Source organism: Pontibacter sp. LHS1, from assembly GCF_058932855.1.
Window position 1 is genome coordinate 13,315 of the sequence record NZ_JBZYWF010000010.1, and the last position, 26,776, is coordinate 40,090.

The window sequence follows — 26,776 nt, forward strand, 5'->3', positions numbered from 1 at the left end:
CTTAAGATGTTATACCGCAACAGGTGCCTTTATACCTGGGTGCGACACGTAATTCTCCAGCTTGAAGTCTTCGTACTTAAAGTCGAAAATTTCCTTTACATCCCGGTTCAGACGCATAGTTGGCAGTGCGTGTGGCTCACGGGTGAGTTGCAACTCAGCCTGCTCCAGGTGGTTCAGGTATAGGTGCGTATCACCACCGGTCCAGATGAACTCCCCTGGCTCCAGGCCTGTCACCTGTGCCATCATCAAAACCAGCAAGGCATAGGAGGCAATATTGAACGGCACGCCCAGGAAAACATCGGCAGAGCGCTGGTACAGCTGGCAGCTCAGTTTGCCCTCTGCTACATAAAACTGGTAAAAGGCGTGGCAGGGTGGCAGCTTCATGTTCTCAATCTCAGCCACGTTCCAGGCACTTACAATGATACGACGGGAATCGGGATTGTTCTTGAGCTGATTCACCACTTGTGTGATTTGGTCAATGTGGCGGCCGTCTGGTGTAGGCCAGCTGCGCCACTGCGAACCGTATACCGGGCCCAGGTCGCCGTTTGCATCCGCCCATTCATCCCAGATGGTGACCCCGTTCTCCTTTAGGTAGGAAATATTGGTATCCCCTTTCAGGAACCACAACAACTCGTGGATGATAGACTTTAGGTGCACCTTTTTGGTTGTTACCAGCGGAAAGCCTTCCGCCAGATCAAAACGCATCTGGTAACCAAACACACTGAGCGTACCGGTGCCGGTACGGTCTTCTTTCTTCACCCCCTTGTCGAGGATATGCTGCATCAGGTCCAGGTACTGTTTCATAAGGTATAGCGCTGTTATGTGGTTCCGAACCCTAAATATAGCGCAAAAATAATCCGCCAAAAAACCTGTCGCCTGATTTATAAAAACATTTGCCCAATGCCACTCACCTTCCTTTTTTATATCAAAATCCTTTTAATACTTCACTATATTGCTCCATCTTTCAACCCAGGCAGGTTGATACTCGAATAAGAAAGACCGCTGGGCAAATTAAAATCGAATGGAAATTCCTTTACTATCTGACGTCGTTATTATTCTGGGGTTGGCCGTGGTGGTGATTCTGCTCTTTCAGCGCTTCAGGCTACCCACCATTCTGGGTTTCCTGATGACGGGTGTAATCGCTGGTCCGCACGGTCTCAACCTGATTACAGATGTACATGACATTGAGATACTGGCTGAGATTGGTGTAATCCTGCTTCTCTTTATTATCGGGATGGAGTTTTCGCTGCGTAACCTGGCCCTGATCAAGCGGACTGTCTTACTGGGAGGCGCTACCCAGGTCCTCGTTACTATTTTGCTGGTTGGCCTCGTCCTGATGATGTTCAACTTTTCAGCAGCCGAGGGTTTCTTTGTCGGTTTCCTGTTTGCCCTTAGCAGTACGGCCATTGTGCTCAAGCTATTGCAGGACAAAGGCGAGATTAACAGTCCGCATGGAAAGGTGGTGCTGGGCATTCTCATCTTTCAGGATATTGTGGTAGTGCCCATGATGCTGGTTGCTCCGCTGATGGCAGGCGGCTCTGAGAACATCGTGGTTGAGCTACTGCTTATGGTACTCAAGGGTGCTTTTGTGATTGTGTTCGTTTTGATAAGTGCCCGTTACCTGGTGCCTAAGCTTCTGTTTATAGTGGCCCAGACCAAGAGCAAGGAGCTTTTCATCCTCAGCATTGTGGTCATTTGTTTTGCGGTGGCCTGGCTGACGCAGAGTCTCGGGTTGTCGCTGGCGCTGGGTGCCTTTATGGCTGGTCTGATCATTTCAGAGTCCGAGTATAGCCACCAGGCTACCAGTAACATTCTGCCTTTCCGGGAGATCTTCACCAGTTTCTTTTTCGTGTCAATCGGTATGCTGCTCGACTTTGGCTTTATGCTGCAGCACTTGCCACTGATCCTGCTGCTGACTGTCTGCACCTTTATTCTGAAAGGTACCATCGCTGCCATGGCCGCCCGGATTCTGCAGTACCCCTTGCGAACGTCTATACTGGTTGGTCTTTCACTATTTCAGGTGGGTGAGTTTGCGTTTATTCTCTCCAAAACAGGTATAAACAGTGGCCTGCTCTCCCAGGAGGTGTACCAGTATTTCCTTTCTGTATCGCTGCTGACCATGGCGGTTACCCCTTTTGTGATCGGATCTTTCCATACCATTGCCAATAAATTGAGTGCTCGCTGGGTGCCGGCCAAGAACCAGATTCCCAATGCCCCGGCAAATGCCGATGCTTCAGATGATATGCACCACATGGAAGACCACATTGTGATCATCGGCTATGGCATAAACGGTCGCAATGTGGCTAAAGCTGCCCGCCATGCCAGCATACCTTACGTGATCGTGGAGCTCAATGCCGTTACCGTAAAAGAAGAACGCCTGCGGGGGGAGTCCATACTCTACGGTGACGCAGTGCATGGTGTCATCTTATCCCATATCAATATCCACAAGGCCCGGGTGGTGGTGATCGCTATTTCTGACCCTGAGGCGACCAAGCGAATCATTTCCAGCATCCGAGAGGTGAGCGACAAAGTACACATCATTGTCAGAACCCGCTTCGTGCAGGAGATGGAAGAAAACTTCCGGCTGGGAGCCGATGAGGTTATACCTGAGGAGTTTGAAACGTCGATCGAAATTTTTACCCGCGTGCTTTCCAAATACCTGATGCCGCGTGATGAAATTGCCAACTTTACCTACAGCATCCGGGCAGATAATTATGATATGCTGCGCAGCCTGACAGGCAGCAAAACCAATGCAGGAAATATCTCAACAGACCTGCCAGATATTGAAGTAGCCAGCCTGCGGATCTATACCAAAGATGACTCACTGGTGGGTAAATCACTTATAGAAGCCGATGTGCGCAATCGTTTTGGAATCACTGTGGTAGGTATAAAGCGTGATGGCGATACATTGCTGGAGATCAATGCCCAGACAATATTGAAACGGGGAGACGTAGTTTACGTGGTTGGCAAGCCCGCCGATGTGATGCGCTTCAATAATTTTGTACGGGCTGATTAAGTCCGAAAAAAGAAAACCCCGCTGCTCTGGCGGGGTTTTATCTTAAGGTTGCATAGCGGTTGGCAGTCGCTTTACAATTTCCTGCACCAGACTTCTCACTTTGCTGTAGCTTGCATCAAAATTCTTGACGGCGCCTTCCGTCCAGCCCCGCCAGAGCAGCTGTTTCGATTTCGGGTCGATCACATCTACTATCAGCGTGCCTTGCTTAAAAAGGTCTACTGCGCGGTAACCAGGCAGTTCCGCATTGCCATAGCTATACCTGTAGCCGGACATGTAGGCGTAGCTGTACCCAAATCCCGGTCCATACAGTTCTGGCTTGTCCATTGCATCAGGCACCGAAACGCTCACATCATAAGCTACTAACATATCCGGATTTACGGTGGTTTGGGTATAGCCCTTGCGCTGCAGTTCTTCCTCTATTGATTGCAGCAGGTGCTTGTGCAGATCTGCATCAAAGCCCGGTCCATAAGCTGGCTGAGCAGAGGGTGCGGGCTGGTACCAGGCATAGGTGCTTTTTTTGCTTAAAACGCCCTCTGATGAACTGATCGTGCTGGTGTTTTCGATGCCGGAAGTGGCTACGCAGGAACTGAAAAAGAGAGCGCACAGAAAGAGGTATAGCGCTGAGGACAGTTTATTTTTCATGCTTTTCATAGTAGATGCTGGTGTTTGTAGGGCAAAGGCAGCAGGCTCTTCTCCTCCCCTCCTTACGCAAGCTCATTTTTAAGAGTGACAATTATCATCGCTTGCTGTCAAATTTATATATTCTTTTGCGAATAAATAAATATGGTGGCCCGAAATAAGAGGCATTTCAAACCGAGCATCTGACCAGCCGTAAGTTAAGCGATACGCTCAAGGCTTAAGATCAAAAACAAGGAACCCATGAATCAACCCCAATTGAAGTACACCTCAGCTGAAGAAGCACTTTATGTTATCAAGTCTGGTGATCGCGTGTTTGTGCATGGCAGTGCAGCCACACCGCAGTACCTGCTGCACAAGCTGGCCGAGCGTGCTGACGAGCTGCGCAATGTGGAGCTCGTGAGCATATCCACTTTTGGTGATATGCCCTGCGCAGAAGAACGATGCAGCGATGCCTTTTATATTAACTCCCTTTTTGTGTCGGCCAATGTGCGGGAGGCTGTAAACAGTGGTCGCGGCGACTATGTGCCCATATTCCTGAGTGAAATTCCGAACCTGTTCCGCTCCGGCATCATGCCGCTGGATGTAGCCATTGTGCACGTGTCGCCACCCGACCGCCACGGCTTCTGCTCCCTGGGTGTTTCGGTTGACATCGCCCGCCAGGCGGTTATCAGTGCGCAGCACGTCATCGCGCAGGTAAACCCGCAAATGCCCCGCACCCATGGCGACGCCCTGATCAACATCCGCCGTTTCGATGCACTGGTGGAGGTGAACGAGCCGCTGCCGGAAGTTGACTATGGCCAGCGCATCACCCAGACTGAAGAGACCATTGGCCGTTACATTGCCGAACTGGTAGAAGACGGAGCCACCCTGCAAATGGGTATAGGCGGTATACCGGATGCCACGCTCAAAAGCCTGACCAACCACAAGGGACTGGGAATTCATACGGAGATGTTCTCCAATGGCATCCTCCCGCTGGTGGAACAGGGAATTATCACCAACGAATTCAAGACGAAGCACCCGGGAAGAATCGCGACCGGCTTTATTGTCGGCAACCGCAAACTGTATGATTTTGTAGATGACAATCCGCTGATCACCATGCTGAGTTCTGACTACGTGAACGATGTGACCGTCATTCGCTCTAACCCCAAAGTAACTGCCATCAACAGCGCGATAGAGATTGACCTGACCGGCCAGGTAGTTTCCGACTCCATTGGTACCTACCAGTTTTCAGGTATAGGCGGCCAAATGGATTTTATCCGGGGAGCAGCCCTCTCCAAAGGCGGGAAACCTATCATTGCACTGCCATCTGTCACCAATAAAGGTATCTCGCGGATCACGCCTTATATTAACCAGGGGGCCGGCGTAGTGACCACCCGTGCCCACGTGCACTATGTGGTAACAGAGTATGGGGTGGCTTATTTATATGGTAAAAACCTGCGTCAGCGGGCCAAAGCCTTGATCGGGATCGCGCATCCTGATCATCGTGCACGGCTTGAAGAAGAGGCTTTCAAGCGGTTCAAAAACTTATAGTCAGGGTGCTAAACTTTAGCTTTAAGTTTGCGTGTATGGGAAGGTTACTATACATACCTTATGGATATTTCAATCTCCCCTTCCCGTATACCTTCCCCTCGTCCGGAGTGGGTCATACGATTCGCCCGCATCGGCCTGATTGCTAAAGGAGTCGTGTACTGCCTTGTTGGAGCGCTGGCTTTTATGGCGGCTTTCGAACTGGGCGGACAGACCGAACAGGGTGCCGGCAAGACCGGGGTGTTTCAGTTTATCATGGAGCAGCCATATGGGCAGGTGCTGCTTGCTATTGTGGTGGCTGGTATGCTCTGCTATACCTTGTGGCGACTTATACAGGCCATCCGCGACACAGAAGATAATGGCAATGATGCCAAAGGTATAGGCAAACGCATAGGCTATGCATTCAGCGGAATAGTTTACGGGGCACTTGCCTTTACGGCAGCGCAGTTGCTGTTGGGTAACGGCGGAGGCAACGGAACAGATTCCAGGCAAACGCTTGCCCGCGAGTTACTGGCACAACCTTTCGGGCAATGGTTGCTGGGAGCTGTGGCCGTCGGCACCATGATCATGGGGCTCTACCAGTTTTACCGGGCCTATTCCGGCAAGTATATGAACAAAGTGCAGTCACAGCAACTGCAGCCTGAGGTTAGAACCACTCTTGTTCGTGCCGGATTGGTTGGTTACATAGCCCGTGGTATTGTCTGGCTAATCATTGGGTACCTGCTGCTGCGGGCTGCCATCAAGGCTAATTTCCGTGAGGCCGGTAGTAGTTCGCAGGCCTTCAAATTTTTGGAGGAAGCTTCGTATGGATCTTACCTGCTGGGTATACTGGCCCTGGGACTGATCTGCTATGGCGTGTTCATGTTTGTGCGGGCCAAGTGTGAGGTCATCAATACGAAGGCCTAGTCCGACTTATTTAGCTACCTGCAGTATATTGTGCTCCTGGAGCGCCTTTTTCACACAGTCCATGGCCTGGGCTTTGAGTACGAGCATTGTCATTTTGTAATCGTAGGTATGCACCCAGATCAGTACTATGATCTTGCCATAGAAGTTACGCACCTTTACTGTGTCGTCTATCCGGAATGGCCGGTTAAAAGCAAGTATGATACCTGCCAGGAAATTTTCGGCAAGGTCTTTTAGCGCAAAACCCACTACAAAGGCTGACAAACCAGCACCCGCCAGAAGGCCCCCTGCTATACCTGTCAGGCCAATCAGTTGCAGCATGATCATCAGGCCGATCAGGATGAAGCCCTAGCGCACGAAGTTCGACACGCAGTTGACAAGCAGCGGATCGTCCACCCTCCTGCCTGGCCGGTTCTGCACCAGCATGCTGCGTTTTCCGGCCACAAATGTAAAGATGAGAAGAAGAACGAATGAGATCAGCAACTCCGGCAGTATCATCTTAAAACTATTGTACTGGTTGTCCAGTGAATCACGAAGGCTTATTGTGAGCTGCCTGGTATCATCCGTAAATGTTCTTTCCTGCATAGGTGCGCCTGTTTTAATTGAACAATACTCCAACCGGGGTTTAAAAACCAAGCTGCTCATGAGAAGGCAGTCCATGCCTTCTCATGTAAAGTACTGAACCATGGCTGATTATAATATTATTTTGAAATGTTAATTAAGCGGTACAGTTAAACCAAAAATGAGCTGGATTCTGTTAACAGGGTATAACTTTTCAGTTATATTTGACTCAAATTTTGCAATTATCCCACTCCCTGATGACAAACGGTTCTTTTAAGATATTTATACTGGATGATGATGTATGGTACAGCGAACTGCTGGAATACCACCTTTCATTGAATCCAGACTATGAAATCCGGAAATTTCACTCAGCCAACGACTGCCTTTCCAGTATGCACCTGCGCCCGAATGTGGTGACGCTGGACTACTCGCTGCCTGACAAAAACGGATCAGAGGTACTCAAACGTATAAAAGAGCAAAACCCGGATGTACAGGTTGTGGTGATTTCGGGCCAGGAAGATGTTGCCACGGCTGTGGACCTTCTCAAGCTGGGTGCCTATGACTACATAGTAAAAGACGAAGACACGCCCGAGCGCCTTTGGAACACGATCAATAAGATCCGGGAAAATGTGTCGCTGCGTGAAGAGATTGACCACCTGAAAGAAGAGATCGGCCAGAAATATGATTTCGGCAAAGTGATCATTGGCAACAGTGATGCTATCAAGAAGGTGTTTAACCTGATGGACAAAGCTTCTAAAACCAATATCACCGTGTCGGTGCATGGTGAGACGGGTACAGGTAAGGAGTTGGTTGCAAAGGCTATACATTATAACAGCACCCGCAAAAAAGCTCCCTATGTTGCCGTAAACGTAGCGGCCATACCCCGTGAGCTGATCGAAAGTGAGCTGTTTGGCCACGAAAAGGGTGCCTTTACCGGCGCCGTGTCACGCCGCCTTGGTAAGTTTGAGGAAGCGAACAAAGGCACCATATTTCTGGACGAGATTGGTGAACTTGACATCAGTCTGCAGGCCAAATTGCTCCGCGTACTACAGGAAAAAGAAATCACGCGCGTGGGAGGAAACGCTGTCGTGCCGGTGGATGTCCGCATTATCGTAGCGACCCATAAAAACCTGGCTGAAGAAGTAAAGAAAGGGCGGTTCAGAGAAGATTTGTATTACCGTTTGCTCGGTCTTCCGATTCAATTGCCACCGCTGCGCGATCGGGGAAGCGATATACTGGTTTTGGCAAAATTTTTCATTGATGCCTTCGCTAAGGAGAATGGACTCGGGCGCAAATATCTGTCACCTGAAGCGCAGCAGAAACTCCTCTCCTATGCTTTCCCGGGTAACGTACGTGAACTGAAGGCGCTGGTGGAACTGGCTGTCGTACTGGCTGACGAAGACGCCATACAGGAGCAGGATATCAATTTCTCGGCCAGCCATACCGAAAAGGATTTTCTGGCTGAAGAACGTAGCCTCAAGGAATATACAACCGCCATCATCCAGCGCTTCCTGGACAGGTATGACTACAATGTGCTGCTGGTAGCCGACAAACTTGACATTGGTAAGTCTACGATCTATCGGATGATCCAGAGCAACGAACTTATTGTGAAGTAAGGTTTAGAAGTGGTCTTTTTATAAACCGTGGATTGCGCTGCGTTCCGGAAATTACAGCTGGTTTAGTGCGTAGGTAACGTGATCGTAAAGGTGGAGCCTTTGTCTACTTCACTTTCAACGTTGATCTGACCACCCATTAGCCTGACCTGTTGGTTCACGATGTAGAGTCCCAGTCCGTTTCCCTCTGCTGCTTTTGGAGCAAATCGGCGGTGCATCTGGAACATTTCCTGGCCTATGCTGCCGAGATCCATGCCAATGCCATTGTCTTTTACTTTTATGGTAATCAGCTCGTCATGCAAAAAAGCTTTTACGGTGATACTGGCAGGACGATCCAGGCTGCGGTACTTCAAGGCATTGGAGATCAGATTGCGAATGATGCTGTTGAAATATGCCTTGATGGTATGGATCTGGAGGTTATCCGCTATTTCCAGATCTACACTTGCATTGGCCTGACGGATCTCTTCCTGAAAGAAATTGACGATACGCTTAATGGTTTTGCTGACATCCACCTCCTCCTTGCTTTCCTTACCCGTCGACTGCAAAGCAATCAATTCATTCAGGTCGCGCAACATCACGTCAATAGACTCCACGGTGTGCAGTAAATAGCGCTTTACCTCCTTTTCCTTGTTCTCTGCCAGGTTGCATTGCAGAAGCCGTGCAAAACCAAGAGCATTGGCGACCGGCTTTCGCATGTCATGGGCCAGTATTTTCCGAAAGATCTCCAGCTCATCATTGTGTACTTTCAGGAGCGCAGTGTATTTCTCAAGCTCTATCTCCTTCTGCTTCTTTTCGGTAATGTCTTTAGCGATGCCAAAGATAGCCAGAATGCGGGTGTCATTTTTGAGCGGAAAGTTTGTGACGTCCAGGTATTTGATGCCGTTCTTAGTTACAATGGAAGTTTCGTAGCGCTGTGGTTTGTCTTGCATTGAATTCTGGAAACGCTCCTGCGTAAAGGCCTTCTTGCTGTCTTCTATGAGTGGCTCAAAACTTTGCCCGATCAGCACTTCCCGATCATACCCCGTGATGCGACATACCTCCTCATTTACCATCATAAACTTCCCCTCCAGATCCAGCAGGAAGATGGCATCCGGGTGGTTAAGAAAAAGCGTCTGGTTAAGTTTTTCGAACTGATACAGTTCAAATTCTTTATTTATATCCATTGGTAAAGGGATACCTGAAGTAGTCATATAGGGTCGCTTTTTAATGTACGGCTCCCAAAAGGAATCGACGTGTTTTGTAAGCTTATCTCCTCAAGTTTTTTGTCTGTCAGCGGTTTCTCTATCACATCCAACAGCAGCGGATACTTCCTGCATGCGACTTTGTCTGTCTCACTGATCGAGGAGGTAAGCACGTATACCTGTGGCAGGGTGTGCACGTCGCTGAAAATAGTACCCAGTGCCTCCAGCAGTTGCAGGCCATCCATGACAGGCATGTTGAGGTCCAGGAAAATAAAACCCGGCAGACTATCCTCTTTCAGATCATGCTTCAACTGGTCCAACGCATCAGGCGCATGCTGGAAGCTGACACAGTTGCTTTCCGGGGCGTACAGCGAAAGTACCAGACCTGTGAGATACAGTGTCACTTCATCGTCATCAATGATGTATACCTTGCTAAACATATTCTTCCAGTTTGATTTTGAAACAGGTGCCCCTGCCTGGTTCTGATGACACTTTGATCTTGCCTTTGAGTATTTCGAGGTATGTTTTCACCAGAAATAGTCCGATGCCCCTGCCCTGATAGCCCACATGAAATTTTTTGTAAATCTTGAACAAGTCTTCCTTCACACTGCTCATATCCATCCCTATCCCATTGTCACTGATCTTTAGTACCACTGTGCCTTTCTTGCTGGCAGCTGTTATTTGCAGCTCAAGTGGCACATCCTTCTGCCTGAACTTCACAGCGTTTGAGAGCAGGTTTTTCAGGATCTCCAGCAGATAGGCCTTGTTTGAAAATAGCCGGATACCCGGATCAACAGCTACGTGGAGGCTGCAGGATTGACGGTTTAGCTTGTGATCCATGACGGCTAGAGCTTCATCTACCACATGTGCGAGGTATACCACTTCACGGTGCAGGTCTTCGTGCTGATCCCGTATGGAAAGAATATGGTTCATATCGCGGATGACCGTATCGAGATTGCGTGCAGATAATTTGATCTTTTGCACGAGCTGGTCATATACCGCATCATTTTTATCAGTACGGTCCATCAGGCTCGACAGCCCCATGATGTTAGCAGCCGGAGCCCTTAGATTGTGGGAAACCATATAGCTGAAGTGCTGCAGGTCATGGTTCTGCCGGAACAGTTCACGGGTCGCTTTCACAAGCTCTTCTTCTTTGGCTTTGCGCTGTGTGATATCGGTCCGGATTGATATAAACTTGATCAGTTCCCCGTCTTCCCCGTGTACAGGTGTGATCTCCTGGTAAAACCATATTTTTTTTCCATACTTCGTGTAATTGAGGATCTCACCTCTGAAAGGCTTACCTGTGGCTACGCATTTTAGAAGCTTTGCAACTGTTTTGGGGTCAGTTTCCTCTCCTGTCAGCAGTTCTATAGGATCCTGCTGAATTACCTCATCCAGCTTATATCCCATTACCTGCTCAAAGGCTTCATTCACCCATTCAATCTGACCGAACCTGTTTCTGATAAGTATACAGGTATTTGTTTTACTGGCAACCAGCGACAGCTTTTCCAGGCGATCCTGCTCTTCTTTCTTTTCAGTTATGTCCACAAAGTGAACAGAGATGTCCTCCCCTGTCGGGTATACCTGAACATTGATGGTGGTGTCTTTGTGATAGGGGGAAGACGCTTCTGCGATAGCCGGTACACCCGTCTGTGCCACCTGCTGGCAGGTCTTATAAAAGCTGCTGTCAATTGCTTCCGGAAACAGATCCCATATGTTCTTACCAAGCAGGTCCTTCCTGGAAATACCCAGATACTGGCAGTAAAAGCTGTTGACATAGGTATAGCACCAATCCTGATCGAGTGAGAAAAAAGACTCCGGTACCCGCTCCATGATATTATGCAGCTGCTTTGACTCTGCTTCTAGATACTTATCGTATTTTTTCTGTAGCGTAATGTCACGGGCTATACCTTGAATTTTAACGATGTCATGCCCTACCACGACAGGCACAATGGCAATGGTCAGGTACACCTCTTCCCGGTTAGGCTTTACGATGGATAACTCTACCTGGTGAGCATTTCCCTCCAGTGCCCTAACAAAAGCGTTCATGGCAACTGGAAGATCCTTTTCCAGCACCAGTTCGCGAAAATGACGACCTGTGATATCTTCTGAACCATAACCTGTGAGGGCTGGGAAGTTCTTATTTACGAGTGTAAAAAAACCTCCACGGTCCAGCTCAAAGACAGCATCCGGATGATTATGGAAAAGAGACTCATAATGTGCCTGTGAGCGTAATTGGTGTCGCGCTACTTCTACTCGTTCCGTTATGTCAATTGAGTTAGTGATGTAGCCCCTCACTTCCGGGTTATCCGACATATTGGTAATGCGGCACTGCATCCAGCGCCAGCTCCCTTTTTGATGTCTGAAGCGGAAGTTGGGCAGGTCAGTTGTCCTGTTGAAGAGCGCACTCCCCAAAGCAGCCTCAACCAATGGCCGGTCATCGTGGTGTATAAACTCAAAAGCGGAGCGTGAGACCAGCTCCTCAGGCTGATAACCTAGCAGATTCCTGACAGATCCACCCACAAACTGGTAATTGCCTGAGGCATCGATCACAGAGAACAACTCGCCGCTGCTATCCATGATGGAGCTGATGAATTCTTCCTTCAGGCGGGCAAATTTCATAAGAGTATGTATTCTATCGTTTCTTCACAAATTGTCAGTTTTAAAGTTTATTTAATTTTTTAAAATATGAAATAAACAAATCTTTAAATAAATATGAATTATCGTATACACCCATCATAATTACTCAATTATAGCGTTGCGCTACATTTTATTATTTTCTATTAGCCCTGCTACTTGTAGGTCTCTTTACAAATTTATATTTGTTTCATATTTTAGTATAGAACTAATTCGATGGTGTTTTACCCCTAACATAGGACGTACCGGAGCGGCGTTAAAATCCCCATTTATTGTAAAGCTTGCGGAAGCTTTAGTTGACTTAAACAGCTATAGCAACCAGCACGGTAGTGAATTGCTTTTGACGCAGGCTATTAATTAATTCATGTTGTGTTAAATTATATCCTCACATCGATTGTTACTCCACTGAAAAGCGATAATTTGCGAATAAATCCGCCTCTTCTTTTACACGGGTTTTTATTGATTGCATGATGGAAACTTCATATGAGCTGCAGGAACTGCAACAGGAGCTCGAAAAAGAAAGAAAAGCCCGGCAGGAAGCTGAAACAAGAGCTGAAACCTTAGCCTGCGAGTTACAGTCACTCCGTTCTCATCCGTCTGATACTACAGCAGAGCTTGTGCAAAACGTCATGCACATGGTGCCGAGCATTGTCTATATCTACGATCTCGACCAGAACAAAAGCATCTACCTGAATAACTGTATTAAAACGATCCTGGGGTATACCCAACAGGAGTTGGATGCTATGGATGGGCACTTTTTTATGTCCGTCGTACAGGAAGCTGACAGGGCCCTGCTGCTGCAGCATACTTCCGGCATGCTGAGTGCCCGGGATGGCGAAATACGTGAGATCTCCTATAGTGTGCGTGCCAGCGACGGGTCAAGCAGAATTCTCTTTTGTCGGGAAGCAGTGTTTAAGCGCAGTGCCGATGGAAAAGTAAGCCAGATCATTGGATCAGCCGAAGATATCACCAAACTGCGCCAGAAGAACCAGGAACTAGCCCATCAAAAAGAGTTTTATGAAGCTATCCTGAATAACCTTCCTTCGGATGTGGCAGTGTATGATAACCAACTGCGCTACATTTTCGTGAACCCTGCTGCCGTGTCAGACCCTCATCTGCGGGAATGGATCATCAACAAAACGAATGAAGAGTACTGCGCCTATCGCAATGTGCCGCTGCATCGCATCGAAACCCGGGGCAAGCACTTGCACAAGACGATGGATGAGCGCCGGCAGGTGGCCTTCGAGGAAAAGCTTGTCGATAAACAAGGCAATGCCAGCTACCACATTCGTAAGCTTAACCCGGTGCTCGATGAGCAGGGCGAGGTAAAAATCATTATAGGGCACGGCCTCAATATCACTGATCTCCATCATGCACAGCAGGAAATCAAATCCAGCGAAGCGAAGATAAGGGCTATTCTGGATGCCATACCAGACATGATGTTTATCATAGACAAACAGGGGGTATACCTGGAGATGCACAATGAACACTCGCAGTACCAGGCGATGCAGGCATCTGATGTGATCGGCAAAACGCTTTTCGATATGCTGCCTGCTCCTCTTAGTCAGAAAAGCTTCGATCTGATACAGGATGTGCTGGCAACCGGGCAGATGCACTCTATAAATTACGAGTTGGAGTCGCGTTACTATGAAGGCCGCATTGTGAAGTATAATGATGAGCAGGTACTCACGATTGTGCGGGATGTGACTGAGGAACGCAAGGCTGCGATCGAAGTAAAGGAGAAAAATGACTTTATCAGACTGGTGCTTGATACCAGTCCTACGCTGATATATGTAAAAGACGGTGAGGGCAACTTCAAACTCGTAAACCAGGAGTGCGCCGCCCTATTTGGGCTGAACCCAGAAGATTTATTGGATCAAAATACGCATGACCTGCACCACGTTTCGCAAGAGCTGCAGCATTATGACCACGTGGACCAGATTGTGATACAAACAGGCCAGGAGTTGCGTGTGCAGGACAGCTATACCTTACCTGATGGTCGTGTGGAGTGGTTTAATACTATCAAGAAGCCGCTCACAGCTAATAATGGTGAAGTGCATGTACTCGGCATCTCCACCAATATTACAGAGCAGTATAACGCCAACAAAAAGCTGGAGGAAAGCGAGGAGCTTCACAGGCTGCTGTCTGAAAATTCCCGAGACCTGGTTTGTCTGCATGATGCGGCAGGCACTTATCTGTATGTTTCGAATGCCGTGGAAGATATGTTAGGCTACAAACCTGCTGAGTTAGTTGGTTTATCAGCCTACCAGATCATACACCCGGATGACGCAGAAAAGGTGCAGACCATGGGACATCGGGTCGCCCTGGAGGAGAAACATGACACGACGGTGCAGCATCGCAAAATGCACCGCGATGGCTATTATATCTGGGTAGAAACGAGCATCAAGCCTATTACGGACAGCGATGGGAATGTAATCAAGATACAGTCCTCGTCGCGTGATATTACAGAGCGACGCATGGCTGAAGAGGCGCTCAAAAAGAGTGAGAAGAAATACCGGGACCTGATCAAGTACAGCCAGGCTTATATGTGTACGCATGATATGCAGGGCGTTATACTGTCTGTCAATCCATACCTGGTGGAAATGCTTGGCTATGAAGAGGAAGAGGTAATAGGCAAAGAGCTGAAACAGTTCTTCCCGCTGCTGCACCGCCAATTCTTCCCGCAGTATCTGAAGCAATTTGAGGAAAATACGGTTGTAAAAGGCATCCTTTGCATACTGCGCAAGGACAAAGAAGAACGCTTCCTCAATTACCAGAACTACAAGGTGAGCGAAGATGGGCAGGAGCCCTATGTGATCGGTATCGCCCAGGACGTGACTGACCGCATCCAGACAGAGCGCGAACTCAAAAGCGCCAAGGAGGCAGCGGAGGAATCTGCGCGGGTGAAAGAGAATTTCCTGGCAAATATGAGTCACGAGATCCGAACGCCGCTCAACGGTATACTGGGTATGAGCGGACTATTGCACAAGACCCAACTGGACGAAACGCAGCTTAATTACCTCAAGATCATTAATCAGTCTGCAGACAACCTGTTGGTAGTCATCAATGATATTCTGGATGTGGCCAAGATAGAGGCCGGCAAACTGGAGCTCGAGTCAATTCCGTTCAGGATTGAAGAGACCGTGCAGGCTGCTTATCATACATTGAAGTACAAGGCCGAAGAAAAGGATATTGCACTTCAGCTTGGCACACTTGATTTGCCGCATACCCTGTTGCAGGGTGATCCGTACCGCCTGAACCAGATCCTGCTCAACCTCCTGAACAACGCCATCAAGTTTACAGAGGAAGGAAGCGTGACCCTACATGCCAAAACACTGGAAGAAACGGCTTCTACCCTGACGATTGAGTTTGCAGTTGAGGATACAGGCATTGGTGTGCCAACCGATAAAAAGGACCTAATATTCGAGGGCTTCACGCAAGCCTACTCCAGCATCACACGCAAGTACGGAGGCACCGGACTGGGACTTAGCATCTGCAAAAACCTGGTAGAACGGCAGGGAGGAGATATCTGGGTAGAAGACAATCCGGAAGGTGGTAGTATCTTCCTCTTTATGATTACGTATCCGAAAAGTGAAGTGGACCAGCTGCCGGAAGGTGAAACAGTCGATATTGACTATGGCAGTTTAGGTGCTGTGAAAGTGCTGCTGGCGGAGGACAATGAAGTAAACATCTTCCTGGCGCAGGCGATTATGGAAGAATGGGGTTTCCAACTGGATGTGGCTGTCAACGGTCTCGAAGCAGTGGAGATGGTACAGCAAACAGATTATGACATCATCCTGATGGACATTCAGATGCCGGAGCTGAGCGGGATAGATGCCACCCTGCAGATCAGAGCCATGTCCGATGAGCAGAAGGCAGGTATACCGATAATTGCACTGACTGCCAATGCTCTGAAAGGCGACGCCGAAAAGTACCTGAGCGCAGGTATGAATGATTACCTGTCAAAACCATTTGAAGCAGAGGTGCTTTATACCAAAATAGCCAGCCTGCTTCCTGAAAAGCGAAACAGCGATCAGGTGAAAGTTGCTGCTACAGCACCACAGCATCCGGTTGAGAAAGCACCGGCTGTGCCGCTCTACAGTATGGAGATCATTCAGAAAATGTCTCACAACAATCAGGCGTTCATGAACCGTGCCCGTCAGCTCTTTGCAGATACCATACCTGTCACGGTACAGGATATGCATAAAGCCATGGAGCAGGAAGACTGGAAGACGGTGAGTGCACTGGCTCACAAGGTAAAGTCTACGATTGATACCATGAAAATCGAGTCTTTGAAAGAAGTTGTGCGCTTTGTGGAGGCAAATGCTAAACAAGAGACCAATTTGATTGAAGTACGGAAAGGTGTTTCCAGAATCCGGGAGGTGCTGCTGAAGGTTGTGGATGATATCTGTGCCGGAATAAGCTCTTAAACAGGCCTCTGTCCTTAATGACAGCCTGCCCTGCCAGCACAAAGAGGCTGGCAGGGCAGGCTTTTTTGTAAAGTTTTAGCAGTAACCACCGTAAGCCCTACTGACAGCTATACCTATACCTATATTTTAATTATGCCCTCTACCCTATCTTCCCTTCCCATACCTGACCTGAAAGAGATCACAGCGCTGCGCCACCATCTGCACCAGCACCCTGAGCTTTCCGGACTTGAGTTTGAGACAAGCCATACCTTGCGTGGTTTCCTGCAGCGCTACCAACCCGATGAAGTAATTACAGGTTTAGGAGGGAACGGCTTTGCAATGATCTTTAATGGAAAGGATTCGGATGCCGGGCCTACCGTGCTCTTCAGGGCTGAGTTGGATGCCCTGCCGATTGTAGAGCAAAATGAACTGCCTTATACCTCTATTCAGAAAGGCGTTAGTCACAAATGCGGGCATGACGGGCACATGGCTATTTTAGCTGGACTTGCCAGTCTGTTGCACCATCACCCACTGGAAAAAGGACGGGTAGTCTTGCTGTTTCAGCCGGCAGAAGAAAACGGTGCAGGCGCCTGGGCTGTTCTGCACTCCCCTGCTTTTCAGCAGATAGCACCCGATTATGTGTTTGCGCTGCATAACATGCCAGGCAAGCCTATGGGGCAGGTAATCCTGCGATCTGACGTATTCGCTGCGGCGTCTGTGGGACTTAAAGTGCAGTTACACGGGAAAGAGTCGCATGCTGCGGAGCCTGAGAATGGCCTGAACCCCGGAGAAGGCATGAGTGAACTGATACAGGCTTTCAATGCCCTGGTGCGTGATCAGCATTCCTTCCGGGACCTGACCTTGCTTACTGTGGTGCATTCCCGACTGGGCGAAGTTGCATTCGGCACCAACCCGGGATTTGCGACGGTGATGGCAACGCTTCGGGCCTTTGAACAGGAAGACCTGAACAAGCTAAAATCCCTTGCAATAGAATCAGTTAAGCTGGTTTCGCTTAAGTATGGATTAGGGTATGAGTTGGAATGGGTAGAAGAGTTTCCTGCTACACGCAATAGTGCGGAGGCAGTTGAACTGGTAGAGCAGGCTGCCCGTTATCTGAGTATGGAAGTAAAGCAGGCAGACCAACCTGTACGCTGGTCAGAGGACTTCGGGCATATCACAAACAGGTATAGCGGTGCTCTTTTTGGATTGGGATCCGGTGTGGTCCAACCGCAGCTTCACCATGCCGATTATGATTTCCCTGATGAACTTATACCTGCTGGTGCTTCCCTGTTTTACCGCATTGCAGCATCCTTACTAAACGATTAACCATTTCATGTTTTATAGTTCTTATATCGAAATAAGTCGGTCAGCCCTAGCACATAACATAGCATTTCTTAAAGCCCGGCTCAGACCTGGTGCCCGTTTTTCCTCTGTTATCAAGGGCAACGCCTATGGGCATGGCATTGAGGAATTCGGACAGCTGGCCTATACCTGCGGCGTTGACCATTTTTCAGTTTTTAGCGCCGATGAAGCCTATCGTCTACAGCAGGTGTTGCCACATACGGCTACCATCATGATCATGGGCTTTATCGATGACGAGGAGCTAAACTGGGCTATCTCTCATGACATAGAATTTTATGTGTTCTCCCTGGACAGGCTGGAACAGGCAGGCAAGACAGCCCAGGCTTTACAGAAACCAGCCCGAATCCACCTCGATCTGGAGACAGGTATGTACCGCATCGGATTAAACACGCATGAGTTGGAACGTGCTGCTGAAATTATTCTGAAGCAGCCTGATGCATTTGAGGTAGTCGGTGTATCCACGCATTATGCAGGCGCCGAAAGTAGCGAGAATCATGAACGGGTGACAGGTCAGCTGCAACGCTATCACGCGGCGGTGCGCATGCTGCAGCAGAAAGGGGTCGCTATTAAAACACTGCACACAGCCTGCTCAGCTGCCGTGATGGCCTATCCCGAGACACACCTGGATATGGTGCGGGTGGGTATTATGCAGTATGGTTTCTGGCCTAGTCCGGAGATCTACCAGCGGTACATGGGCGTCAGCACGGACCGTACCGATCCGTTAAGGCGACTGATTAACTGGAAGAGTCACATTATGAGTTTGAAGGTAGTTCCGGCTGGTGAGTTTATTGGGTATGGCAAGAGCTTTCAGGCGAGTAGTGAAATGCTGATTGCTGCTATACCTGTAGGATATGCCTGGGGCTTTAGCCGCAGCCTCAGCAACCAGGGCCAGGTGCTGATCAGGTCGCACAGAGCGCCGGTAGTGGGCATCGTGAATATGAACGTACTGATGGTGGATGTGACCGGTATACCGGACGTGTCTCTTAAAGATGAGGTGGTGCTGCTTGGCAAGCAAGGAAATGAAAGCATTACGGTGGCATCGTTTGCCGAATTGAGCACGCAGCTTAACTATGAGCTGTTGACCCGACTCCCGCTGAACATACCCCGGATCATCATCGATTAGATGTTACTCCCAACCGCTTCTTCGCGGTGAAGTTCGTAGCCACAGTTGTCACAGAAATTAGCCGCCAGGGAATGTCCTTCCTTGTAGCAGTTCGGGCAAACACGTGTTGTCGTGCTCAAACGTTCTGCATTGGCGAGCTCTACTGACACGATACCTGTGGGGACAGCAATGATTCCATAGCCCATGATCATCAGGCAGCTGGCCAGGAGTTGCCCAAGCGGCGTCACCGGGGTAATATCCCCAAAACCAACAGTGGTGAGCGTCACAATGGCCCAATAGATACTTTTCGGAATGCTGGTGTACCCGCTCTCTCTGCCTTCTATCACATACATCAGGGCACCAACGACTATTACCATCATCAGCACAACACCCAGAAACACCGTGATTTTGGTCATACTGGCCCGCAGGGCTTTAGACAGGACCTGGCCTTCGTTGACAAAGCTTGTCAGGCGAAATACCCTTGCAATCCGGAGCAAACGGAACACGCGGATAACGAGCAGGTATTGGGAACCAAGAACAAAGAGGCTGAGATAAGTAGGGATAATAGCCAGGAAATCAATGATTCCGAAAAAAGAGAACACATACCTTATAGGGCGCTCTGAGCTATAGATGCGGAGTATGTACTCAATCGTAAACAGGATGGTAAAAATCCATTCAAGCGTCTGAAACAGAGGCAGGTAATCCCGCCTTAGGGCTACCACACTTTCAAGCGACACCACCACAACACTTCCTATAATCAACAGGAGCAGCATGATATCGAAAGCTTTGCCGGCCGGCGTTTCAGCTTCGAAAATAATGCTGTACAGTTTATGCTTTAGCGTGTCATTGCTGTGTGTTGCCATGGACCTGATCTACAAAGAGGAAGAAACGCGTACGGAATCTTTCCGGAAACGATTAGCCATATATTGCTGTATACGCTGCTCATACTCAGTTATCTTGGCAGGGTCTACAAATACAGCACTGGTTTTTTTTGCCGGATTGGCAGGCTGCGGCTTTTTCCATCCGATCATGACTAGCATAACTGTATCGAGCTTTGCTTTGTTTTCTGCCACAGACACGATCTCCCCTACCTCCACCTTATCAATCTCCGGGAAAATCAATTTAAGCTCCCTGCTGGCGCTTACCGGCGTATACGAGTTGGCCAGCCGCATAAGGCTGTCTGCCCGCTGACTTTGCATTTTCTGAATTTCGATGGTCTTCAGGAAATCCTTGGTGAGGTTGTTGGTGATGTCGGATGCCATGCGGCGTACATCCTCGGCTGATACATCCAACTGCACCAGCTTTACACGGTGTTTTGAGAGTGAATTCTGAGCTAGGACATTCTCATAGTGCTGGAGCAGGGAGTCAGGCACAGGGCTGCCAACACTATAGATCTTAATTGTACTCAGCGTGTCGGTATCCGTTACTTCCCATTTAATGATTTCATTGTTCCTGCTGGCAAAGTCGCGCACGATCAGGTTCTCAATTTTTTTCTTGGTCTGAACGTTTTGATAGATGTTGTACAGGAAGTAGGCGCTCGGCGATACTACAATGAACAGCATCAAGGCCATGATACGGGCTACACGACGCTCTGTTGCTTTATCCACGTAGTGTTTGATGTCAAACTTGAGGTACTTAACGATCAGGAAAGTCGCCAGACTGATAAAGACGGCGTTGATGAAAAACAGGTAGAAGCCACCGAAAAAGAAATCGAAGCGACCGAGCGCAAGACCATAGCCAGCCGTACACAGCGGCGGCATCAGGGCAGTAGCAATGGCCACGCCAGGTATAGCGTTTGATTTATCTGATCTGGAGATAGAGACAATACCTGCCACACCGCCAAAAAAGGCGACCATCACATCAAGCAAAGTGGGTTTGGTACGTGCCAGCAGTTCGTTGGTAGGCTCTCCGAGTGGCGTGATCATGAAGTAGAACGTACTCACGATCAGGCCGGCTGCTGCTGCGAGTGAAAGGTTCTTCACAGAGGCCCACAACATTTCGCGGTCATTGATGCCTACTGATAGCCCCACTCCCAGAATCGGGGACATGAGAGGGGAAATAAGCATGGCGCCGATAATAACAGCTCCGGAGCCAGTGTCGAGGCCAATAGAAGCCAGCATGGCGGAGCAAATCAGCATCCAGGTATTGTTGCCGCGAACAGGAATCTTATCGTAAATTTCGCGAATAGTGCCTGGCTCATCGGTCTCATGGATGATGTTAAGCACACTGTCCAGGGCCCTCTTAATCGAATCGAAAATCATAAACAGGAATTAGCAATTCCTGTAAAAATAGTTTTTTTTCGCTTAAGTCCCCAATTTCACGCTTAGCAGAGGCAGTGTTTGGGGTAGTCCACAGGTGTTGTTCAGGGCATTTACCAGCTGGTTTATTTTTATTCGATCCCCTGGGTTCTTAGTCGTTTCTTCTGCATCTGACAAGAGTTGTTGCGCTTCTGTTGTGATGGGAGCCAGTCGCTTGGGGTTACTTTTTGCTGCGTAACATAGGTTTTTAAGCAAGTTCAAAAGTCGTAGCACAATGACAGGGTCTTCTCTGCCATATACCCGGATTGGTCCGAGACAATGACTCAGTAAATCCCTGTAATTTACTTCATCCAAACGCAGACGAAGTACATTATCTTTATCATGAAAGATTTTCTCGTCAGTCAGTTGCATCCGGATTATAAAGAGGTCGGTCAGGTAGTCAATCGCCTTTATAGCAGTGCCTGGGTCGTTCACACTGGGGCTTAAAGCCTTGACAGCACTCTCAGTGATCTGTTTGAAACCATAGAGATAGTTCATATCGGCGAGCTCTTCCTGGTAATAACTGATATTGCTGTAAAGATCTTCGCAAAAAGCTTCTTTATCTTTCAGAGTACCGGCCACTTTTGCAAATGGCAATCCTTTGATCACAAAGTGGCCAAGGGGCTGCATGAATTCTAGCACCACATCATGCTTTCTGCAAAGCTCGATTATAGCTTTCTTGTCGACTTTTTGCAGGTATCCGCTGAAGTCGCTGTTGAGTTCTCGCCAGTCTCCCGTTTCAAATATTGCCGGTAGAGCCTTTCCTTCATCTTTTGAGATTTCCTCGCGCAATTTATCCAGGGTCAGTTTGTAGATGCTCTCCAGAATATTGCCGATCTGAATGGCGGCTGAGATGGAATGGATGAAGTATACAAAGAAGGCCAGACAAAGAATTGTAAAGCACATCGCCATGAATACCGCCAGCCCGGGCAGGTCAGCATCATAACTTTCAGAGCGGATATTTACCATGACAACCAAGGTATAAATCAGCGTTCCCAGGTATAGTCCCAGCACTTTTTGGTTTGACTTGGAAGAGATTAGTCCTGGTATGACACGGGGTGAAAAGTTGGCGCTGGCCTGATTCAGGACCAGCATCACCATGGTAAAACTGAAAACGATCAGGGAAAAGATCCCGGTGGCGATCGAACTCAGGATCATGGTGGCTGTATCGCCGTGCGTGATGATGAAAAAAGGCAATTCATCCTTCAGCGAGTTGCTGATTCCCCTGGTTTCAAAATAGATCATCAGCACTGCAATCCCGAAAAAGAGCAGCGAGATAATGGTCGGGTAAAATCCTATGCTGGTAAAGATAAACTGAATGACAAGCTTCAGCCGGCTTATGATTCTCTTCATAGTGCGGTGGCGGGGTTACATTGCTTTATTTTACTGTATGCTTTGGGTATAAGTTATAAAACAGAAAGCCGGTAACTAATTGCTACCGGCTGCTGATTATAAAAATGGTTGGTTTATTCGAATGCTATCTTTGTCAGGCTGGCTTCCCAGCTCATCATTTTGAGCAGGTACAACCGTATCATTGGATTTTCTTGCAATGCTTTTTGCACGGCCTCCTTTTTTATCCTGATCAGTTCAGTATGTTCGAGCGTATAGGCGGTAAAGCTGTAGGTATCGTTCAATAGGTTGGTGATGCCAAGCAGAAAATCCGGAGGGGCAACCACCTGTTCATCTATACCTGCCGCCTGGTCAGTAAGCGCCACGCTTCCCCGGGTGACCAGGTAAAAAGAGGATACCTCCTCCCCCTGCCTGAAAATACAGCGCCCACGCTCCAGGTGCTCCGGCTCTCCTTCGATCATTCCTCTGTTGATGAAATCCCTTACCGCCATGCTGGTTTGATGTTTACTGATTTGTAGACTGCAGCTGCACCTGCCTTTGCTTGCTTGTACAGTTAACACAGCAACCCGAACAAGATTTCTTTTTATGCTGGCGGTAAGTCAACAGCGGGATGCGAGTATGAAAGGCCATTGTCTTCATATAGTTTGTGCTAAAGAGACGCTCCATCAGGTAGTTGTCCTGCGTGGCCAGTATCAGCAGATCCGCCGCCGTCTCCTCCGAAAACTCACTGATGCCCTCCAGTACGTCTTCTTCTTCCAGCAATCTGAAGGAAACTTTACGTCCTTTGAGCTGCTTTTCGAGTTCCAGCATAGCCGACTTGTATGAGCATAGCTGGGAACGCTCTTCTTCACCGTATACCTGCACAAGCGTCAGTTTAGCCTTCAGCTGTTGTGCCAGGTCAGCTATACGGAAGAGCACCTTTTGGTCCTGATCTGTAAAGTCCGTGGCAAATACCAGATTTTTCAATTTTTGATAACGTATGGAGGCCGGTAGCACCATGACCGGACATGAAACAAGATCCATAACGACAGCCGCCAGCTCGGTTGCTTCCCTGTTGAGAACATTGTTTGCCCGTGTTCCGGCATCCATCAGCACCAGGTCGATCTGATAGTCCTGCACGACGGATTGTATGCTATCACGTATCTGCCCGGGCCGTACCACGCAATCGAATGGTGCTGCTACTTTAGAGGCTTTGAATTCACGGCTAAACACACGCTCGGCAAATGATCGAAGCTTTTGAATGCAGCTGCTTTGCTGCGTATAAGTCAGGTCAGCCGTTTTGCAGGCATGGAACAGGTATAGCTCCGCCCCCAGTGCATGGGCCAGCTGCCCGGCGTAGTATAGCAGGTCCTCTCCTGTCTCGTTCAGTTCCAGCGGTACCAGGATGCGTTTTGTCTGCGATAGCGTTGTCATAGTGGTCATGTTTAGTATTTAAGGGTATAGGTGGATCGCTTAAGCTACTTGAGCTGTATCACACGAAAAAGTGAATTTAACAGTATTGGCTTTACAGCTATTTTGGCTTGGAACAGCAGCTCATTTCGGTGGTATGCTGTTCTGTCTGCACTACTTTGGGACTGAGGTAAGGTATACCCAGGCCAAGGCCACGTACAATGAACAGTACAGCCAATGCCATGCCTACATAGGGAACGGCCCGGTTAAACATGCCTCGCACCTTCAGGCTGATGAGCTTTCCAGAGAGCGAAACAATAAACATGAGTGGGAAAGTACCCAGTCCGAAAAGCGCCATATAGAGCATGGCACCGCCTATACCAGGGGCACTGATGGCGCCTGCCAGGGCAATGTAAGCGAAACCGCATGGAAGCAGACCGTTGAGCATACCTACTATGAAAAGTGAGCCCAGTGAGTTTTTCTGAAAGTAGTAGCCAAGCTTTTTGCGAACCCAGCCCATCACTTTGTCTGTGCCCAGTATGTTGGAGGCCTTGCCTTTGAGAGCGGCCGGCAGCACCAGCAGCAAAAGGATCAAAACACCCGAAACAATGGAAACTGTCTGTTGCAGACCTGCCATCTCAAGTGACTGGCCAAAGGCGCCTGCGATTGCGCCCAATGATGCGTATGTAACGATGCGACCACCATTGTACAGGAGCCGACCGGCGTAGTAACGCCAGCCGGAACTCCCGACAAATGGTAGCGCCATTGCTATAGGGCCGCACATCCCGACACAATGGAAACTGCCTAATAAACCAAATAGAAATCCTGCCCAGATCATGGCCTTACTTTATTTGGATGGTCTTTTCTGAATAGTATGCTTCTTCGCCGTCGCTGAAGTTCACGCGAACTTTCCACAAACCTTTTTCAAGGTTTCCTACTTCTATGAGTTGGCTTAAGTCGCGACCCAACTGTAGCGGCATTTGCTGGTCCAGCTTATCGTCCGACGGACGGAATAGGGTCACCATACCGGTTAACTTTTTGTCGCTGTAAGTGGCAGGCACCTGCAATAGAATGGTCTGGCCCTCCTCCTTGTAAGTCAGCATCACATCGCCCAGCGCCTGGGTGCGTCTTACACGGTCAATTTGGTCCTGGTATGCGATCTCCTGTGCATAGTAGTCTTTGCTCACCAGGTCCACGTCCTGGTTCATGGCCTGTATCACAAAGTAGACGATGTAACCCATGAAGGATATCAGCCCGATTACGATGGCGTAAGGCCAGAAAGTGAATTTTTTATCTTTAGTCATGATGATTGTGCTTGAATAGTTGCTTTATAATGAAGCGGTAATTATTTGGCAGGAGCCAGGAACTTGGTGTCCTGCGTGGTGATCAGCTCGCCTTCATGGTACACCCCGATCTCAATTTTGGCGTTCATGCCGGTCAACTGGCTCTGCGGAATTTCTGCGAAGAACACTCCATCTGCCTTGCCCTGCGCCGGTAGCACCAGTTCGCTGCCTACCATCCGGATTGTACCGTCTGTATTGTGCAGCTTCAGGGTCAGCGGCATCTCGAAGTTGGTCTTATTGATCACAGAGATGTTGTAAAGGTTCTTCACCGTACCCTGCTCTGTTTTCTGGTATAGCTGACCTGGCGTGCGCAGGATGGTTGCCTCAGCAGCATCGCGGGTGAGCAGAAGCGAGGTAAGCGCAACCAGCAGGAGCATCAGCACAGCGCTGTAGCCCATTACCCGTGGTGTGAAAAGTTTCCACTTGCGACCTTCGGAAATAGCCTCTTCAGAGTCGTAGCGGATCAAATCTTCCGGCTTCTCGATCATGCGCATGATGTCATTGCAGGCATCGATGCAGGCCGTACAGTTGATACACTCCAGCTGCTGTGCCCCATTGCGGATGTCTATACCTGTCGGGCATACCTGCACACACTGGTGACAGTCGATGCAGTCGCCTTCGGTACGCTCCTGCCCTTTGCGCAGCTTGCCGCGAGGCTCCCCACGACCGTAGTCATAAGCTACTGTCAGACTTTTCTTGTCAAGCATCACGCCCTGCAGACGGCCATAAGGGCAAACAATGGTACATACCTGCTCCCGGAAATAGGCAAACACCCAGTAGAACACACCGGTGAAAACAAGCATAGAGCCGAATCCTGCCAGGTGATTTGCCGGACTGTCACTGATGATTTCTTTCAGGGCATCTATCCCTATGATATAAGCCAGGAAGGTATTTGCGATGATAAAGGAAATCAATAGGAAAACAGCAGTCTTGGAGCCCTTCTTCAGGATCTTCTCCGTGTTCCAGGGCATTTTATTCAGAGCCCGCTGTTTGGTGTAGTCGCCCTCTATCAGATACTCAATGCGGCGGAAGACCATTTCGAGGAAGATTGTCTGCGGACAGACCCAGCCACAGAACAGCCTGCCATACACTACCGTGAAGAGGATGATGAACACCACCATGGCCAGAAAGGCCACTACCAGAATAAAGAAGTCCTGGGGCCAGAAGAGAATACCGAAGATCACGAACTTTCGCTCCAGGATGTTTAGCATCAGCAGCGGTAGCCCGTTGATCTTGATGAAAGGCCCGGCGAACAGAAAAGCCAGCAAGCCATAGCTCACCCACTTTCTGTAGTCGTAGAGTTTACCTTTGGGTTTTTTAGGGTATACCCATACCCTTTTACCATGCTCGTCTACTGTCGAAATATGGTCCCGGAATTCGTCCGGCGCGGTTTGTAATTTGGTTGCCATGGCAGTTTAATTTGTGCGGATATTAATCCTGCCTGTTG

General features: G+C 48.9%; 22 protein-coding genes. 7 read left to right on the forward strand and 15 right to left on the reverse strand.

The annotated features are described in order from the left end of the window. Nucleotides 1–9: 9 nt before the first annotated feature. Nucleotides 10–804, reverse strand: a complete 795-nt coding sequence (locus AC5FXQ_RS16985) for a thymidylate synthase (RefSeq protein WP_493603610.1) — start codon at nt 802–804, stop codon at nt 10–12. 217 nt (nt 805–1,021) lie between these two features. Between AC5FXQ_RS16985 and AC5FXQ_RS16990 the strand changes: the two genes are divergently transcribed. After that, a complete protein-coding gene (locus AC5FXQ_RS16990; RefSeq protein WP_493603611.1) occupies nt 1,022–3,016 on the forward strand; it encodes a monovalent cation:proton antiporter family protein in 1,995 nt (664 codons plus the stop codon). 42 nt (nt 3,017–3,058) lie between these two features. Here AC5FXQ_RS16990 and AC5FXQ_RS16995 read toward each other — a convergent pair whose 3' ends face one another. After that, the gene (locus AC5FXQ_RS16995; RefSeq protein WP_493603612.1) at nt 3,059–3,658 is read right to left on the reverse strand and encodes a DUF4136 domain-containing protein; all 600 of its coding nucleotides are present in this window, start codon (nt 3,656–3,658) and stop codon (nt 3,059–3,061) included. Nucleotides 3,659–3,895: 237 nt separating this feature from the next. On the opposite strand from AC5FXQ_RS16995, the gene AC5FXQ_RS17000 reads away from it, so the two are divergent. Then, nucleotides 3,896–5,185, forward strand: coding sequence for an acetyl-CoA hydrolase/transferase family protein (locus AC5FXQ_RS17000; RefSeq protein ID WP_493603613.1), 1,290 nt, complete (start codon nt 3,896–3,898; stop codon nt 5,183–5,185). A gap of 60 nt (nt 5,186–5,245) precedes the next feature. Further along, nucleotides 5,246–6,088, forward strand: coding sequence for a DUF1206 domain-containing protein (locus AC5FXQ_RS17005; RefSeq protein WP_493603614.1), 843 nt, complete (start codon nt 5,246–5,248; stop codon nt 6,086–6,088). Between the two features lie 6 nt (nt 6,089–6,094). Here AC5FXQ_RS17005 and AC5FXQ_RS17010 read toward each other — a convergent pair whose 3' ends face one another. Then, nucleotides 6,095–6,406, reverse strand: coding sequence for a mechanosensitive ion channel domain-containing protein (locus AC5FXQ_RS17010; RefSeq protein WP_493603615.1), 312 nt, complete (start codon nt 6,404–6,406; stop codon nt 6,095–6,097). A gap of 27 nt (nt 6,407–6,433) precedes the next feature. Then, nucleotides 6,434–6,670, reverse strand: a complete 237-nt coding sequence (locus AC5FXQ_RS17015; RefSeq protein WP_493603616.1) for a hypothetical protein — start codon at nt 6,668–6,670, stop codon at nt 6,434–6,436. 233 nt (nt 6,671–6,903) lie between these two features. Here AC5FXQ_RS17015 and AC5FXQ_RS17020 point away from each other — a divergent pair, with 233 nt between their 5' ends. Further along, complete coding sequence (locus AC5FXQ_RS17020; RefSeq protein WP_493603617.1) at nt 6,904–8,262, forward strand: sigma-54-dependent transcriptional regulator; 1,359 nt, start codon at nt 6,904–6,906, stop codon at nt 8,260–8,262. A gap of 62 nt (nt 8,263–8,324) precedes the next feature. Here AC5FXQ_RS17020 and AC5FXQ_RS17025 read toward each other — a convergent pair whose 3' ends face one another. The 3 genes from AC5FXQ_RS17025 to AC5FXQ_RS17035 are packed head-to-tail and all read right to left on the reverse strand — an operon-like array spanning nt 8,325 to nt 12,062. Next, nucleotides 8,325–9,422, reverse strand: a complete 1,098-nt coding sequence (locus AC5FXQ_RS17025; RefSeq protein ID WP_493603618.1) for a PAS domain-containing sensor histidine kinase — start codon at nt 9,420–9,422, stop codon at nt 8,325–8,327. 23 nt (nt 9,423–9,445) lie between these two features. Continuing rightward, entirely contained in the window at nt 9,446–9,880 is a 435-nt protein-coding gene (locus AC5FXQ_RS17030) for a response regulator (protein ID WP_493603619.1), read from the reverse strand. After that, on the reverse strand, nt 9,873–12,062 hold the full coding sequence (locus AC5FXQ_RS17035) for a PAS domain-containing sensor histidine kinase (protein ID WP_493603620.1): 2,190 nt from the start codon (nt 12,060–12,062) through the stop codon (nt 9,873–9,875). The genes AC5FXQ_RS17030 and AC5FXQ_RS17035 overlap by 8 nt, the downstream gene beginning before the upstream one ends. Before the next feature lie 482 nt (nt 12,063–12,544). On the opposite strand from AC5FXQ_RS17035, the gene AC5FXQ_RS17040 reads away from it, so the two are divergent. The 3 genes from AC5FXQ_RS17040 to alr all read left to right on the forward strand — a co-directional run bounded on the left by AC5FXQ_RS17040 (nt 12,545) and on the right by alr (nt 18,971). Next, nucleotides 12,545–16,507 carry a PAS domain S-box protein gene (locus tag AC5FXQ_RS17040; RefSeq protein ID WP_493603621.1) on the forward strand — a complete coding sequence of 1,321 codons (3,963 nt, stop codon included), beginning with the start codon at nt 12,545–12,547 and terminating at the stop codon, nt 16,505–16,507. Between the two features lie 132 nt (nt 16,508–16,639). Next, the gene (locus tag AC5FXQ_RS17045; protein WP_493603622.1) at nt 16,640–17,812 is read left to right on the forward strand and encodes an amidohydrolase; all 1,173 of its coding nucleotides are present in this window, start codon (nt 16,640–16,642) and stop codon (nt 17,810–17,812) included. Nucleotides 17,813–17,819: 7 nt separating this feature from the next. Further along, nucleotides 17,820–18,971, forward strand: a complete 1,152-nt coding sequence (alr, locus tag AC5FXQ_RS17050) for an alanine racemase (protein WP_493603623.1) — start codon at nt 17,820–17,822, stop codon at nt 18,969–18,971. Here the strand turns inward: alr and AC5FXQ_RS17055 are convergent. The 8 genes from AC5FXQ_RS17055 to ccoG all read right to left on the reverse strand — a co-directional run bounded on the left by AC5FXQ_RS17055 (nt 18,968) and on the right by ccoG (nt 26,738). Then, complete coding sequence (locus AC5FXQ_RS17055) at nt 18,968–19,813, reverse strand: ion transporter (RefSeq protein ID WP_493603624.1); 846 nt, start codon at nt 19,811–19,813, stop codon at nt 18,968–18,970. The two genes, alr and AC5FXQ_RS17055, sit on opposite strands and share 4 nt — an antisense overlap. Nucleotides 19,814–19,822: 9 nt before the next feature. Further along, nucleotides 19,823–21,211, reverse strand: a complete 1,389-nt coding sequence (locus AC5FXQ_RS17060) for a TIGR00341 family protein (protein WP_493603625.1) — start codon at nt 21,209–21,211, stop codon at nt 19,823–19,825. Nucleotides 21,212–21,253: 42 nt separating this feature from the next. Continuing rightward, nucleotides 21,254–22,600, reverse strand: a complete 1,347-nt coding sequence (locus AC5FXQ_RS17065) for a DUF2254 domain-containing protein (protein WP_493603626.1) — start codon at nt 22,598–22,600, stop codon at nt 21,254–21,256. Nucleotides 22,601–22,713: 113 nt separating this feature from the next. After that, on the reverse strand, nt 22,714–23,088 hold the full coding sequence (locus AC5FXQ_RS17070; protein WP_493603627.1) for a Crp/Fnr family transcriptional regulator: 375 nt from the start codon (nt 23,086–23,088) through the stop codon (nt 22,714–22,716). Between the two features lie 13 nt (nt 23,089–23,101). After that, nucleotides 23,102–24,010 carry a universal stress protein gene (locus tag AC5FXQ_RS17075; protein WP_493603628.1) on the reverse strand — a complete coding sequence of 303 codons (909 nt, stop codon included), beginning with the start codon at nt 24,008–24,010 and terminating at the stop codon, nt 23,102–23,104. Between the two features lie 97 nt (nt 24,011–24,107). Further along, nucleotides 24,108–24,824: a sulfite exporter TauE/SafE family protein gene (locus tag AC5FXQ_RS17080; protein WP_493603629.1), complete on the reverse strand. Its 717-nt coding sequence runs from the start codon at nt 24,822–24,824 to the stop codon at nt 24,108–24,110. Nucleotides 24,825–24,828: 4 nt separating this feature from the next. Continuing rightward, nucleotides 24,829–25,290 carry a FixH family protein gene (locus AC5FXQ_RS17085; RefSeq protein WP_493603630.1) on the reverse strand — a complete coding sequence of 154 codons (462 nt, stop codon included), beginning with the start codon at nt 25,288–25,290 and terminating at the stop codon, nt 24,829–24,831. A gap of 41 nt (nt 25,291–25,331) precedes the next feature. After that, a complete protein-coding gene (ccoG, locus tag AC5FXQ_RS17090; protein ID WP_493603631.1) occupies nt 25,332–26,738 on the reverse strand; it encodes a cytochrome c oxidase accessory protein CcoG in 1,407 nt (468 codons plus the stop codon). Nucleotides 26,739–26,776: the final 38 nt, after the last annotated feature.

What these genes read in the sequence shown, in the direction of transcription:
- AC5FXQ_RS16990 (WP_493603611.1), top strand. Translation starts at nt 1,022, where the DNA reads ATGGAAATTCCTTTACTATCTGACGTCGTTATTATTCTGGGGTTGGCC.
- alr (WP_493603623.1), top strand. Translation starts at nt 17,820, where the DNA reads ATGTTTTATAGTTCTTATATCGAAATAAGTCGGTCAGCCCTAGCACAT.
- AC5FXQ_RS17020 (WP_493603617.1), top strand. Translation starts at nt 6,904, where the DNA reads ATGACAAACGGTTCTTTTAAGATATTTATACTGGATGATGATGTATGG.
- AC5FXQ_RS17015 (WP_493603616.1), bottom strand. Translation starts at nt 6,670, where the DNA reads ATGCAGGAAAGAACATTTACGGATGATACCAGGCAGCTCACAATAAGC.
- AC5FXQ_RS16985 (WP_493603610.1), bottom strand. Translation starts at nt 804, where the DNA reads ATGAAACAGTACCTGGACCTGATGCAGCATATCCTCGACAAGGGGGTG.
- AC5FXQ_RS17065 (WP_493603626.1), bottom strand. Translation starts at nt 22,600, where the DNA reads ATGAAGAGAATCATAAGCCGGCTGAAGCTTGTCATTCAGTTTATCTTT.
- AC5FXQ_RS17055 (WP_493603624.1), bottom strand. Translation starts at nt 19,813, where the DNA reads ATGGCAACACACAGCAATGACACGCTAAAGCATAAACTGTACAGCATT.
- AC5FXQ_RS17045 (WP_493603622.1), top strand. Translation starts at nt 16,640, where the DNA reads ATGCCCTCTACCCTATCTTCCCTTCCCATACCTGACCTGAAAGAGATC.
- AC5FXQ_RS17070 (WP_493603627.1), bottom strand. Translation starts at nt 23,088, where the DNA reads ATGGCGGTAAGGGATTTCATCAACAGAGGAATGATCGAAGGAGAGCCG.
- AC5FXQ_RS17080 (WP_493603629.1), bottom strand. Translation starts at nt 24,824, where the DNA reads ATGATCTGGGCAGGATTTCTATTTGGTTTATTAGGCAGTTTCCATTGT.
- AC5FXQ_RS17075 (WP_493603628.1), bottom strand. Translation starts at nt 24,010, where the DNA reads ATGACAACGCTATCGCAGACAAAACGCATCCTGGTACCGCTGGAACTG.
- AC5FXQ_RS17000 (WP_493603613.1), top strand. Translation starts at nt 3,896, where the DNA reads ATGAATCAACCCCAATTGAAGTACACCTCAGCTGAAGAAGCACTTTAT.
- AC5FXQ_RS17005 (WP_493603614.1), top strand. Translation starts at nt 5,246, where the DNA reads ATGGATATTTCAATCTCCCCTTCCCGTATACCTTCCCCTCGTCCGGAG.
- AC5FXQ_RS17035 (WP_493603620.1), bottom strand. Translation starts at nt 12,062, where the DNA reads ATGAAATTTGCCCGCCTGAAGGAAGAATTCATCAGCTCCATCATGGAT.
- AC5FXQ_RS17040 (WP_493603621.1), top strand. Translation starts at nt 12,545, where the DNA reads ATGATGGAAACTTCATATGAGCTGCAGGAACTGCAACAGGAGCTCGAA.
- ccoG (WP_493603631.1), bottom strand. Translation starts at nt 26,738, where the DNA reads ATGGCAACCAAATTACAAACCGCGCCGGACGAATTCCGGGACCATATT.
- AC5FXQ_RS17030 (WP_493603619.1), bottom strand. Translation starts at nt 9,880, where the DNA reads ATGTTTAGCAAGGTATACATCATTGATGACGATGAAGTGACACTGTAT.
- AC5FXQ_RS17060 (WP_493603625.1), bottom strand. Translation starts at nt 21,211, where the DNA reads ATGATTTTCGATTCGATTAAGAGGGCCCTGGACAGTGTGCTTAACATC.
- AC5FXQ_RS17010 (WP_493603615.1), bottom strand. Translation starts at nt 6,406, where the DNA reads ATGCTGCAACTGATTGGCCTGACAGGTATAGCAGGGGGCCTTCTGGCG.
- AC5FXQ_RS16995 (WP_493603612.1), bottom strand. Translation starts at nt 3,658, where the DNA reads ATGAAAAATAAACTGTCCTCAGCGCTATACCTCTTTCTGTGCGCTCTC.
- AC5FXQ_RS17085 (WP_493603630.1), bottom strand. Translation starts at nt 25,290, where the DNA reads ATGACTAAAGATAAAAAATTCACTTTCTGGCCTTACGCCATCGTAATC.
- AC5FXQ_RS17025 (WP_493603618.1), bottom strand. Translation starts at nt 9,422, where the DNA reads ATGGATATAAATAAAGAATTTGAACTGTATCAGTTCGAAAAACTTAAC.